The organism is Bacteroides sp. 1001302B_160321_D4, assembly GCF_015667765.1.
In the GTDB taxonomy this organism is placed as follows: domain Bacteria; phylum Bacteroidota; class Bacteroidia; order Bacteroidales; family Bacteroidaceae; genus Bacteroides; species Bacteroides xylanisolvens.
The window spans coordinates 204,119-218,003 of record NZ_JADPLO010000001.1; the positions used below are offsets into that span (position 1 = coordinate 204,119).

Consider the following 13,885-nt stretch of genomic DNA (forward strand, 5'->3'; position numbering starts at 1 on the left):
GAATATAGGTTTATGTGGTTTTTATTTTTCTCATTATTCCGATCAGATAGCACCATACAATGGCAAGTACTATGATTGCAGATAACTGACTGTGGAATGAATCAGTAATTACTCCTAAAATAGGCGGGAGGACGGCACCGCCAGATACACCGACGATAAGAAGTGCAGATACTTCGTTCGCTTTCTCGGGAACACGTTTCAAAGACAGAGAGAAGATGATGGAAAACAGATTGGCATATCCTATCCCGAAAACTGCTACACATCCGAGGATAAACCAGAGATTAGTGCTAATGGTCATCAGTATCAATCCTGCGAGAGCTATCCAGACGCTATAAATATAGAATTTACTTTCTGAATATTTCATCAGTAGGATACCACCCAAAAAGGCTCCTACAGTGCGGGCGAAGAAATACACACTATTTCCCATTCCTGCATCTGTCAGTGGTAGATCACAACGTTCCATCAGGAATTTAGGGAAAGTCATATTGATACCTACGTCTACACCTACCAGCACGAGAATACCGATAAAGAAAGCAAGAATGTATTTGTCTTTGAATAATTCAAGAGTGACTTTGAAAGAAATGTTCTTCCGTTCCTGTTGTTTTTCTTGTATAGGGGTAAGCCATAGCCATATCAAAGCGAGCAGTGACAGTCCGGCATAAACGGGGAATATCATTTTCCATCCGAAAAAACTACCAGTCACCCAAGCTGCCAGGATAGGACCCAGGAATGAACTGACTGCTTTGACAAATTGTCCTAGGGTTAATGTACCTGTCAACTTATCGTTTGCAACGACATCCGTTACTAATGGGTTGAGTGAAACTTGCAATAGAGTGTTACCGATACCTATCAAGGCAAATGCGATTAATATGGCGGTAAAGTCATATGCAACGAGTGGAAGGCACATAGCTAATACATGGAATGCGAAGCTAAGTAATACGGTTTTCTTGCGTCCGATGCGATTCATTAACATTCCGGTGGGAATAGAAAGCACCAGGAACCACAAGAAACAGGATAGAGAGATGAGATTAACCATCGTATCGGTGAGATGGCTGAAATCATTCTTCACATAGCTCGTGGTTATTCCGACAATGTCAACAAATCCCATAACGAAGAATCCGAACATGACGGAGAGCATTTTTACTATGGATATTTCTTTTTTCATTCGTGTACTTTTGATGATAAATTACTTGGTTGGTGGGCATATATATCCAGCACGGTGGATATATATGGCTAACATGGTGAATATATATGCCCAATACGGTGTATATATATATCCCCACTAAATGGGGTGTATATACTTCTATTTTTGTACTAATACCCTGATTGATGAACGAGATAATTTAAGTTTTAGGTTATTCTCTTGCGTGTTGACCGTTTCTGTTGATTCTATAAGATTATCACCTTCCGGTAGGCGTCCTTCCATATATTTGTAGACATTGTATTCTCCATTGGCACCTTCTTTATCATTTTCCAACTGTATCATCTTGTCTTTGTCTGTAGCGTTGGAAAGTACATACGTCCATTTTCCCTCTGTGTTGAGAAAAGCACTTCCGGCTATCAACTCGTCGCCGAGATCCAATGGATATACTTCGTCGCCCTGGCGGACAAAACGTGTCAACAGACTATATGCATAGTATTGAGGACGTACCTCGTAGTCTTCCTTGATTTTGGAATATACATCTGGGTCTTCGGTATAAGCGGATTTTAGATATTTCCATAAACCGAGTTGCTGCATTTCCGAATAGGAGGCATTGCGGTTATAATATTGATCGATCAGACTCCAGTAACTTACTCCGCAAGCACCGGCATTCAGATAGTTCAGAGCAACGCGGATTAGCTGTACCCCTCGCGTATATGTGTCTATACCATATTGACGGGCACTTCCGTATCCAGGAAAACCGAATTCTCCAACAAAATGTCTTTTACCTCCTGCAGAAGCTATATTCTGACGTTCCCAATTTACGAGAGTCGAATTAGGGGTGTTGTAGTCAAACTTGTATACATGAGAGTTATACAGGTCGGCTTCATCGTTTGTGAAAGCGGAAACACAGGCAGCGATATATCCGGGTGTACCGTCTGTATTGTCAGAAAGGTTGAAGTGTACCTTACTGCGTATTCCATCTGCTTTAAACTTGGCATCCAGTGCTTTCACCATGGGGGCGTAGGTGTCCTGCCAACCCATGGTTTCAAAATCACCTTGCCACATGATGCGGCCATAACCTGCTATATGACTGTCAGGTTCATTGAATGGAGTAATTTGATTGATACAGGTATAATGCTTTTCTTCAATCAGGTATTTCACCATTGTGGAGAAGTTTTCTGCAAATTCTTCATAGTTATCTATACCGGCAATCCAACCCGGATTAACGTTATAACTTCGTGCATCACATAAGAAATGCTTTTGACCATTGTTAATGCCTGATAGTAAGTCGATATTGGTAATGGCTCCCCATACGACTAATGTCACTCCGATATTATTCTCCTGGGCCATATCCAATACTTTGTATACAGATTGCATTTCTTCCGAATCAAAAGTGAATTTGCTCATATCCGCGACATTAGGATCGTTGTTGTCATTGGAGGGTTCCCACCATTGTGGCTGCATCATGATTCGGAATTGTTGTACTTTCATTTTCTTTACCCGTTGTACAACTATATTTTCCCAATCTTCAGCCTTTGAACCATCATTGCGGGTGATGTTTTGTGAGAAGAAGTGTGGATCCATCTCGACACCGATAGCATGAACCGGAGTTCCTGTTGAATTCCCTACTGCAACAGGATAATAGTTGCAAGCCGGGCAATCGTCATATTTGTTATAATCATCCGAGCAGGCGGACATTCCCCAGAGTGTGCAAACAATACTTAATAGAGTTTTACTGATATGTGTCATTTTCATTGCCATATTGATTAAATTTAGTAGGTTATTATTCAAAGCCTAATTCTGCCTCAATTGCCTGAATCAGAATGTGGATAACTTTGATATGAATTTCTTGTATTCTGTCGGAATGTGCTGCTCGTGGGGCGCAGACTGCAATGTCTGCCAGTCGTGACAGTTCATTCTTTCCTTTTGAAGTCAGCGCTATCACTTTCATTCCATTGTTGTGTGCTTGTACGGCAGCTTTCAGTATGTTCTCGGAATGTCCGCTTGTGCTGATGGCCAATAATACATCTCCCTTACATCCCATAGCTTCTACATAGCGGGAGAAGATCTCGTTGAACGAAAAATCATTTCCCACACAGGTCATGTAAGCCGGGTCATTGATTGCAATTGCCGGTAGTGGGATGCGGTTGTTGCGGTAACGTCCGGTTAGTTCTTCTGCAAAGTGGGTGGCGTCACATAAAGAACCTCCATTACCACAGCTGATAATCTTATTTCCGGCTTTTAATGCTTCGGCGCAGGTAGAGGCTGCCTGTGAAATAACCTCAACTGTTGTTGTTTCCTCAAGAAAGCTCTCCAACGTTTGCCGAGCCTCTTCCAGTGTTGTTTCAATAAGCTCTTTCATAATAGTTAATCGGTTAAGTTAGCGGCTACAGAAAGAGCTGCATAATCTCCTATCTGCTCTCCCAAGGCGGCTGGTTTCACTTTACATACTCTGTTTGCACAGGATAATGCTTCCTGATCGATTATCTTTTGCATGATGGGTTCCATCATATTTTTATTCCGGGTATAGATGCCACCTATCACAATGACTTCCGGATTCAAGATATCGATCACCATGGATAATCCTTTTCCCAGATAAATGGCAGACGTCTCATATATGCTTTGGGCTAATTTATCACCTTTGGCAGCTTCTTCAGCCACTTTTCGGGCAGTAAGCTGATCTAGTTCCTGTAAGGTACACCATTCAACTTTCTGTCCGGTCTGCAATTTCTCCATCACATACATTTTGGAGAGTTGAGCAATACCTCCACCGCTGGCAAATCCCTCAAAAGAGCCCTTTTTACCGTAACCTATCGGACCGAAATCCGACAGGCGGATATGTCCCAGTTCTCCGGCATTGTCATTGGTGCCCGTATACAGTTTGCCATTTAATATTAATCCTGCTCCCAGTCCCGTACCGAATGTGAGAAAGACCATATTCTTAGTTCCTTTTCCTGCTCCGAACTTCCATTCGGCTAAAGCACAGGCATTGGCATCATTGTGTAGACTGGTTTTAATGCCCGTCTTTTTTTCCACCATTGCCACAATGGGGATGTTGTCCCATCCCGGTAGGTTAGGGGGAGACATCACGATGCCTGTTTCACTGTTGAGAGGACCTCCGCAACAGATTCCAATCGCTTTTGTGTTAGTAGGGGTTAGCTGGTGGAGGTTCATCATCTTTTCGGTTTCACAGAGAATTCTGTCTATTGTTTCGTCGACTGTGGTCGTATCAAATTTCTTTTTGTCGATGATATGTAGCTCGTCGTTTTCTTTGATACCGTAGATGATGGCGCATTTGGTGCCTCCTACGTCAATTCCTAACAAGTTCTCTTTCATAACTATTATTTTTTAGCGTATAATCCGGTTTTTTGTAACAGCCGCTTGTATTCTTTCAAGTTGAAAGGTGCCTTGCCGTATAGGTAATGATTCATGAATTTCTGATTACCGATCTGGTATTGGATCAGATAGATTCCTTGACCGCTTTCTTCCGGTAGTGAGGCTATTCTGACCTTTTGATTGGCTGGAATACGGAAAGTGCTCTCATAGATTTTACGTCCCGAGGATGCATCTGTTACCGTTACATTACCACTTTGTACGTTGCGTGTGTCATTCGTTCCTATCAGTGGGTAATTTCCGCCTTCTGCATCATTGATTAGTACACAAACATCCTGTTGAACATTCTTGATGAAATAATATGCCATCTTCTTTGAATTGTAGTAGTCAACAATCGCATCAGAGATCACTGGCCATCCATCCCGCAGGTTCCACCAGACAATACCAGTCTTGTCGTCAAACTTCTTTCCACGCCACATTTCTATGAAATATTTCATAGCTTCTGCCTGTACGGATTGAGAAGCGAATATAAAATCATCCAGTTTGGAGGGAACTTCACCAAAAAGTAAACGTACCTGATTAATCATAAGATTATTGCGATCGAATGTCTTTCCCCATTCTGGGAATCTACGAACAGATTTGGTAACCCATTCATCATTCCATTCATGATTTTTTGTCCAGGGATATACGGCATCTTTTGTCATCATTTTCTGGAGACTTTCTAAATTAGGGCAGCCGTGATAGCCGATTTCACTGACAAAGCAGCAGGTAGCATCCGTATAGAATTTGTCTTTGTAATATCCTCTGGGACCCCATAAATGGTTTTCTGGTAAATATTGGTCAGCACTTCCTCTTTCATATACCGCTTGGCTGTAGTAAGGAGAGCTGGGAAGATAAGGGCGAGTAGGGTCAAACTCATAAATAACTGCCGGGAGGACCTTGCGGCTAACTACATCCTGATTTGGATTAATATTAAATGGTTGCAAAGACCAGCGCAGTGCACAATCGTCTTCATTATTTCCTGACCATAAAACGAGTGATGGATGATTGCGTAACTTGCATACAACGGAAATGGCCTCTTCTTCCAATGCTTGTGTAAATGAGCTGCGTTGAGGATAGAAAGTCCATCCCATCGTAAAATCCTGCCATACCATAATGCCGTTTTCATCGCATAAATTAAAGAAATGATGATCTTCATACACGTTGCCACCCCAACAACGTATCATATTGCAGTTTAATTCTACAGCCATGCGGATAGATTCGTCTACGAAAGAATGATCCCGGCTATGGAGTGCATCCATGGGTACCCAATTGGTTCCGTGAATAAAAATAGGTTCTCCATTGACTATGAAACAGAATTTACCCGGATGATCCGGTGGGAGGTTGATGTCTGTAATGTCTAGTTGAATCGTGCGGAGGCCTACCCGTTTATTATCTGTTGATAAAATAGTGCCGTCAGAATCTACTAACTCTACTTTTGCATCATATAAAGCCGGTTCTCCATATCCTCTTGGCCACCATAAATCAGCATTCTTGATTTCCATTATATATCGGAATGCTGGGGAAACGACAACAGAGCTTCCTTTATATATTTCTTTCCCATGGCGACTTAATGTATATACGGCTTTCACTTTGTCGAACTTTTCGAAAGGTAGTTTTACTTGTACATCAGTATACAAACGTACATTTCTGGTAGCAGTGTCTACATTGGCGACCATATAGTGAACATCTGTGAGACGTGCCGGATTCAATACGCGTAATTCTACATCTCTCCACAAACCTGCACTGACTAATCGTGGCAGAATGTCCCATCCATAGGTGTGCGGAGCTTTTCTGATGAATACGGATTCTTCAGACGGGAAGTTTCCAATACTGAATGTCCCTAACAGATGTTTTTGTCCTTCAATAACAGATGAACGGAGTATCACTTGGAGTTGATTGCTTTCTCCTGCTTTTATTTCTTTAGTTACATCAAAAGCATGTTCAATCATCATATTTTCTGCTTTGCCAATGTGCTTTCCATTCAGCCATATATCGGCCAGACAGTCTATTCCGGCAAAGAAGAGTTGATATTGTTGTCCTGGTTTTAGTTGTGGCGCTACGAATGATTTGGAATAACACCATTGATAGCCTTCCCATTTGCGTAATTCATTTACATTACTGCCAATCATCGGATCTTTAATTAAGTTGGCAGCCATTAGGTCTAGTTCTACATTACCGGGGACTTGGGCTGATAGATGTTTCACTTCAGCTAGTTGCATGTCCTTGGGCGAAGTTATAGGTTCTTCAGGTTGCATCCAATAAGAGAGTTCCCATGTTCCATTTAAGGAGATGGAACTACCGGAATCGGCAAAAACACCACTTGTACAAGTGAGAAATATCAAAAATAGCAGTGTACTGATTTTATTCATTGTTAATAGATTTGATTGATGGTGTGACAAAGTAACTAGTGTTATATTTTTATAGTATTACATAACGGTCTCATTTTTTGCTTCTTTATATACCTCTATTAAACCTCCTTTCTTTTGTTTCAATTAAAATGTGAGTTGATGTTTTCCTGACCTTAAATCTATCTTTTTACCATTATATTCTACTGTTGCATTCGTATTGACTGGGATCGTGACTTTGAGAATCACTTGTTCTCCTTTACGTTCCCATTCAGAACGAATGATTCCGTTTACAGATTTATATTCTGCTTTTACCCAGTCAAGACCTTTTACGAAATGAGGTTGGATAAGAATATGTTTGAATCCGGGTTTCTGTTCATCATAATTAATGCCTGCCAATATATTGTACATCCATGCATTAATGTCTCCAAGAAACATGTGATTTACGGAGGCATCTCTAAATTCAGGTGAAAGTATCCATGTTTCTGCTAGTGTAGTGAAACCTTGTTTTATCCAATTGCCCCAAGATGGAGCTTCTTCTTGTGCGGCCATCTGATATGCCAAGTCAGCATATCCATATTTGGAAAGCATCCGCAGGACTGTTTTACTGCCTAAAACTCCAAAATCGAGCAGGTTTTTATTGGCTTTTATCATCGTAGAAAGATTATCTGCAACCTGCTGTTCGTATTCTTTAGGAACGATTCCAAGGTATAAGGCAACTCCTTGTGCTGCTTGCGAACCATTGGCATAAATAGCTTTGGATGTGTCGAAGTATTTGTGATTGATAAGTAATTTCAATTCTTCTGCTTTCTTAGCATAACTACTACCGTCTTTTCCTATGAGTTCTGCAAATTTAGCCATATACAGATTGTCTAAATAGTAATAGCAGGTAGTGGTGAATTCTGTAGGGGTTTGTGTTTTATGGAATACCCAGTCACCAATTCCGTAAGTTACGGTTCCTTCCGCGTCCTCGCGTCCTGCGAGGTAGGCAAGGTATTTAGTACATACAGGCCATAGTTTTTCGATGCTTCTTGTATCTCCATAGTAGTGGTAAATTGCCATTGGCACGATAAACATGGCAGCATCCCATACAGGACCTATCCAGTCATCATAGCCCCATCCGGAACTAGGAATGATTCCCGATATACGTCCTTCTTCATTTTGATTATCAATCATATCATCGAGCCATTTTTCATAGAAAGTAATACCATCGAAGTTTAATAATCCTAAATCCATTGTTATGTGTGCATCGGCAGTCCATCCATTTTTCTCTCGTTGGGGACAGTCAGTCGGGATACTCATCAGATTTGATAAATATGATTGATTAGCAGCTTTCCATATTTTATTTAATAGTTCATTTGAACAACTGAATTTACCAACAGGAGGAACAGCCGTATGTATGAATTGAGCGGTTAAGCTCTCTTTAGTAAGTTTTACAGGACGATCTGAACGAACTTCTACATATTGAAATCCATGATATGTAAAATCTGGAGTGAATGTACCTTGTTTTCCGTCCAATATATAAGTGTCTGTTTGAAAAGCGAGGCCAGGTAATGGTTTGTAGTAAATATCTAAGTTGCGCATTTCCAAGCGTCCGTTATCTTTTAGCAATTCGCCGTGTTGCATACTGACTTTAGTGCCTTTCTTGCCATTGATAGAAAGAGTACAGACCCCTGACATATTAACTCCAAAATCGTATACATAGACTGTATCACCAAAAGAACGCATATTGATTGGAGTGATAAATTGTTCCGTTTCAATAGCAGGCATGTTTTGTGATACTAGTAGGGGAGAAGGGGCAGCCACCTGAATTGCATTTGTCCATTTAGAGTCATCAAAACCCGGTTTGTCCCATCCAGCAATTGCAAGACATGCATCATAGGTATCACCACTATAAATATTGTTTTGTATATAAGGACCGATACTCGTTTTCCAAGTAGAATCTGAATGGATGGTTTGCTTTTCTCCATTTTTATATAATATCTCCATTTCGCAGATCATTCTTGGGCGGTTACGCCAGCGGGCTTGCTCATAGCTCCATGTTGCTACAGGGGCCGATTCGTTGTAGAATCCGTTCCCAAGTATTGCAGATAGTACGTTCTCTCCTTTGAGCAGTTGTGAAGTGACGTCGTATGTGTTATACAGATTTCTTTTATTATAATGAGTAAAACCCGGATTGAGATGTGATGATGTTATTGATTTACCATTTAATGTCATTTTATAATATGCAGCGGCACTTACATATAATCTTGCTTGTTGTATATCATCTTGAGCGATAAACGACTTGCGCAACATGGGCGCTGGCGTATAATCTTTATCATGATTATCAGTAATCCATACTCCTGTCCAGTCACTTTGGTTGAGTTGAGCTGTTTCAAAACTGGATATAGGAGAGATAATCTTATGTTCCTTTGTTTTATCCCATGCTATTACTTGCCAGTAATAACGAGTTCTGGATTTCAATTTTTCTGATCCTTGATAGGTCGCATGAGGAGTATCAGAGTAAATAGTGTCAGATTGCCAGCTATTATCGGATGAGTTTCTCAAATCTTGTTCCCGGGTGGCGATATATAGCTGATAGCTGTCTTGAGAAAACTCTGTTGCATCTTCATTATTGGTTGTGTAATTCCAAGTAAAACGCGGTGCTGGTGAATCAATGCCAATTGGAGAAATTTGATATTCACATCGCATATTTTCAATATCAATGTTGTTACTGCTGCATGCCCATACTAGAAGTCCTAATAGAGCCAGCATGTATTTTTCATTTTTAATTTGGAACTTCATAATTCTGTATCTTTATGTTAATAATTAGAGGGCTATTTTCTTTATTGTTACATTTGTTAATTTGATATCATTATTTATTTTCACTAAACCGGTTAAGTGATTGAAGAAAAAATGTAAAATCATGACTAGGGTAATGAACATGGCAGGACAAGTGTTTCTACTTCTCTTTTTTCGGTCGAATTTTCCAAGCGATATTTGATATCGCCAAGTAGAATCCTTACGGCATTCTTACCGATCTCTTCTATTGGCATTCTTGCGATGTTCATATTAGGTGCTAAGACACGGAATGCTGATACTCCATGAATACAAGCCAATTCATATCCTTTATTTATATTGATTCCTTTTTCATAAAAGTAACGGAATGCTTCCAGAGCCAAAATATGGGTTGTGAAGAAGAACCCATCTACATCAGGTACTTTGCTGAATATTTGATCAAGAGTCTTGAAAACATTCTTCTCATAATCAACAAAGGTCACCTCTCCATATAGATCAGGATCAACGGGTAGGTTGGCTTCAATTAAAGCTCTTGCATACCCTTCTCGTCTCATATTCATTGTGCGGAGATGAGGATTCGTGGTAATAATAGCTATTTTAGATGATCCGTTATCGATCATTTTCTTTACTAACTCGTAGCTACTGCCTTCATTGTCAATAATGATGTAGTTTGTCTGCATCTCAGGAAAGTAGCGGTCAAATAAGACTAATGGATAGCCTTCTTTGACTAGATTCTGTATTTCAATTTTAGAAACTTTTGTGGGGGCTACTATAATTCCATCCACCTGTTTCGCTTTGAATAACCGGATCATTCTGTTTTCTCTTTCTATTTCAGATTCAGAGCTACAAATCATTAATGAATAGCCTTGTGTTTCCGCTTCCTTTTCTATAGAACGGGCAACTTTGGAGTAAAAAGAGTCTGTAATATCCGGTATGATTAATCCGATTGTGCCTGATATACCCGTATTTAGGCTTCTGGCTAATAAATTAGGCTGGTAATTCAACTGTTTGGCGCATTGAAAGACTTTTTCTTGTGTAGCAAGACTAATACCTTTTTCATCCCCCTTACCAGAAAGTACCCAAGAGATTGTTGTCTTGGATAATTTTAAGGTTTCTGCTATGTCTTTAAGGGATGTTTTCATAAACAGTATCTATTTAATCGGTTAAGTGATGGCAAATATATGAAAAAATATCTCATTATATAATAGTTGAGTAATATTTAACTAAATATTATTTTTTGATATAATAATTTGCAATTTAAAAATAACATAGAAATAAGGTGTAAACCAAAGAAAGTAACTATATTTGTATCATTCAAACGAAAGATATATGAAAGTAAAGAAAATTAGTGCGGCTAACGTGGAGGCTTGTTCGCTTCCTAAACTATTCGATGAAGAAAAAATAGATTTTCAGTCGATTCAGTGTGTCAATTGGGCTGAATATCCTTACAAACCTAAAGTGAATTTTCGAATTGCTCACACACAGAACTCGATTTTGCTACATTTTAAAGTGAAAGAGGAGAGTGTACGTGCCAAGTATGGAAAAGATAACGGTTCTGTATGGACTGACTCCTGCGTGGAATTCTTTTCCATACCTGCAGGCGACGGGATCTATTATAATATAGAATGCAATTGCATCGGAACTATTCTGGTGGGTGCCGGACCTGTGCGTAACAACCGCGAACATGCACCGAAAGAGGTGACTGCTCTTGTACAACGCTGGTCTAGTCTGGGTAATCAGCCTTTTGCTGAACGCATCGGTGAAACGGACTGGGAAGTGGCCCTTATTATTCCGTATTCTGTGTTCTTTAAGCACCAGATTGATTCGCTCGACGGAAAGGAGATAAAAGCTAATTTCTATAAATGTGGCGATGAATTGCAGACCCCTCATTTCCTTTCATGGAATCCGATACAGATTGAACAGCCGGATTTCCACCGCCCTGATTTCTTCGGAACGTTGGAGTTTGAATAGTGAATTGAATCTTTGAATTTGAATATAAAAAAGAAGGTTGATACTTGAAAAAGTATCAACCTTCTTTATATGGACTCACTTTGTTTATTTCACAATCCCTCTTTCCGAGTTCTTCACGAAATTTACAATATTCTCGATCTCCTCACTCATAGGAACCTGATCGATGATCTTCTGTACAGCATCCTGAACGCTAAAATTACCCTGATAAATCAAACGGTATGCATTAGCGATGTGACGAAGGATTCTTTCCGATGTATTGTGATGTTGAGAAAGAACTACGGCGTTTACACCGTGATATGCTACCGGATTTCCTGACATGATAACGTACGGAGGTACATCTTTAGATATACGGCATCCGCTCTGTATCAGTGTCCAGCTACCTATATGGCAATACTGGTGCAAGGTGACATTTCCACTTAGGATAACGCAATCATCCAACGTACATTCTCCTGCAATAGTGGTGCCGATACCTACCACACAGTTATTGTTGATTTGTACGTCATGGCAAAGATGTACTTTATCCATCAGGTAGTTTCCGTTTCCGATTTTGGTAGCATTGCCGGCAAATGTAGCGCGGCTGATTACTACATTCTCACGAATATCGTTATTATCTCCGATAATCAGGCTGCTTTCTTCTCCAGTATAGTGGAAATCTTGTGGTTCCGCTCCGAGGACAGCATTCTGATGTACCTTGTTTCCTTTTCCCATTTTAGTACCTTGCAGGATACTAGCGTAAGACATGATGACGCAATCATCCCCGATCTCTACATTCTTTTCAATGTAGGCAAAAGGCAGAACGGTTACATTCTTGCCCAGCTTTGCTTCGGGATCTACGTAAGCTAACGGACTAATCATAATAGTATAAGTTTAAAGTTATTCTTCTCTTCCACCACCCAGTGCCTGGTAAAGGCTTACTACAGCCTGCATCCGATCAAAGCAATCAGAAACCTGTGAAATTTGTGCGCTCAAGTAAGCCTGCTGTGCAGACAATACTTCCAGGTAGGTTGAAGTCCCTAAGTTAAACAATTCTTTTGTATCTTCCGAAGCTTTTTTGGCAGATTCTACTTGCATTTGACGAGATTCTACCTTTTCACTCGTCTTTTGGTATAAACTTAGCGCATTGCTGACTTCACTACCGGCATTCAACAAGGCCTGCTGGAAAGATAATTTCGCTTGTTCTTCCTGCGCTTTGGCAGCTTTCAGACGAGCAATGTTTTGTCCCCGGTAGAACAAAGGCTGTGTCAGCGAACCAATGGCAGAAGCCAACAACTTACCCGGATTTATAATCGCACTTCCGGCGCTGTTTGTCCATCCCGCAGAGCCGCTGAGCGTGATTTGCGGATAGAATGAAGCACGTGCCGAATTTGTATTGTAATAACAACTTGCCAATGACATTTCGGCTGCTTTCACGTCCGGGCGGTTGGATAGCAATTGAATAGGTATACCTGCGGAAAGTTCCGTTGGAAGTACTTGTGTTTCCAATACACCATGTTTGATGGCATGAGGAGCTTCTCCGAGGAAAGTGGACAGGGCATTTTCTGTCTCACGGATGCTTTGTTCAATGTCGGGAATAGTGGCAAGTACTTGCGCATAGGCAGCCTTGCTCTGTTCTACGCCTGCCGAATTGATATTGTACATAGCAGAGTTTTTCATTGCTTCCATTGTCTCGGCATTCTTTTTCAGAATTTCAGCCGTGGCTTTGGTTATTTCCAGTTGGCGGTCCAACATCATTAATGTATAATACATATTGGCGATGTTAGAGACAACTTGTGTTTGTACTGCCTGGCGGTAAGCTTTCATTTGCTTCAGTGTAACTTGCGCATTTCGTTTCGAGTTCAGCAACTGACCGAATAAATCGATTTGCCAACTGGCTGTGACAGGTAATGAATAAGTTTTTGTAGCTGCATTCTTGTCAAAGCTGCTGATCGTTCCTTGCGGAGACAATCCTAATGACGGGGCATAAGCCAGGCGTGCCGACATGAGGGATGCTTCTGCTGCTTTCACATTTTGAGCGGCGGACAAGAGGTCCGTATTTTGTTTCAGTCCCGTTTCGATGAGAGACTGGAGTTGCGGGTCGGTGAAGACTTCTCTCCACGGCAGATTACCGAAGTTGGCTGTATCCGAAACCAGTGTATCATTATCCGCTACCGGATCGCGATACAGGCCGGAAGTAGTGATGTCTTCGGGTCTGTCATACGACTTATAGATGTGGCAGCTGCTCAAGAGAGCAGTTGCGCACAACATATATAGAATCTGTTTCTTCATATCGAAT

General features: G+C 40.7%; 10 protein-coding genes. 1 reads left to right on the forward strand and 9 read right to left on the reverse strand.

Annotation, left to right across the window (positions count from 1 at the left end; genetic code table 11):
* Positions 1-10: 10 nt before the first annotated feature.
* The 7 genes from KFO40_RS00700 to KFO40_RS00730 all read right to left on the reverse strand — a co-directional run bounded on the left by KFO40_RS00700 (position 11) and on the right by KFO40_RS00730 (position 10,784).
* The gene (locus tag KFO40_RS00700; RefSeq protein WP_008649023.1) at positions 11-1,165 is read right to left on the reverse strand and encodes an MFS transporter; all 1,155 of its coding nucleotides are present in this window, start codon (positions 1,163-1,165) and stop codon (positions 11-13) included.
* Between the two features lie 138 nt (positions 1,166-1,303).
* Entirely contained in the window at positions 1,304-2,905 is a 1,602-nt protein-coding gene (locus KFO40_RS00705; RefSeq protein WP_065540026.1) for a hypothetical protein, read from the reverse strand.
* 22 nt (positions 2,906-2,927) lie between these two features.
* Positions 2,928-3,506, reverse strand: a complete 579-nt coding sequence (locus KFO40_RS00710; RefSeq protein ID WP_211145975.1) for an SIS domain-containing protein — start codon at positions 3,504-3,506, stop codon at positions 2,928-2,930.
* A 5-nt stretch (positions 3,507-3,511) separates the two neighbouring features.
* The gene (locus KFO40_RS00715; protein WP_008998209.1) at positions 3,512-4,480 is read right to left on the reverse strand and encodes an ROK family protein; all 969 of its coding nucleotides are present in this window, start codon (positions 4,478-4,480) and stop codon (positions 3,512-3,514) included.
* A gap of 5 nt (positions 4,481-4,485) precedes the next feature.
* Entirely contained in the window at positions 4,486-6,888 is a 2,403-nt protein-coding gene (locus KFO40_RS00720; RefSeq protein WP_211145976.1) for a glycoside hydrolase family 2 protein, read from the reverse strand.
* A 123-nt stretch (positions 6,889-7,011) separates the two neighbouring features.
* Positions 7,012-9,648, reverse strand: a complete 2,637-nt coding sequence (locus KFO40_RS00725; RefSeq protein WP_032849531.1) for a family 78 glycoside hydrolase catalytic domain — start codon at positions 9,646-9,648, stop codon at positions 7,012-7,014.
* 125 nt (positions 9,649-9,773) lie between these two features.
* Complete coding sequence (locus tag KFO40_RS00730; RefSeq protein WP_008023950.1) at positions 9,774-10,784, reverse strand: LacI family DNA-binding transcriptional regulator; 1,011 nt, start codon at positions 10,782-10,784, stop codon at positions 9,774-9,776.
* Positions 10,785-10,971: 187 nt separating this feature from the next.
* On the opposite strand from KFO40_RS00730, the gene KFO40_RS00735 reads away from it, so the two are divergent.
* Positions 10,972-11,613 carry a carbohydrate-binding family 9-like protein gene (locus KFO40_RS00735; RefSeq protein WP_004310385.1) on the forward strand — a complete coding sequence of 214 codons (642 nt, stop codon included), beginning with the start codon at positions 10,972-10,974 and terminating at the stop codon, positions 11,611-11,613.
* An 84-nt stretch (positions 11,614-11,697) separates the two neighbouring features.
* Here KFO40_RS00735 and lpxA read toward each other — a convergent pair whose 3' ends face one another.
* Positions 11,698-12,468, reverse strand: a complete 771-nt coding sequence (gene lpxA / locus KFO40_RS00740; protein ID WP_008023953.1) for an acyl-ACP--UDP-N-acetylglucosamine O-acyltransferase — start codon at positions 12,466-12,468, stop codon at positions 11,698-11,700.
* An 18-nt stretch (positions 12,469-12,486) separates the two neighbouring features.
* Positions 12,487-13,878, reverse strand: a complete 1,392-nt coding sequence (locus tag KFO40_RS00745) for a TolC family protein (protein ID WP_008776105.1) — start codon at positions 13,876-13,878, stop codon at positions 12,487-12,489.
* Between the last annotated feature and the right edge of the window lie 7 nt (positions 13,879-13,885).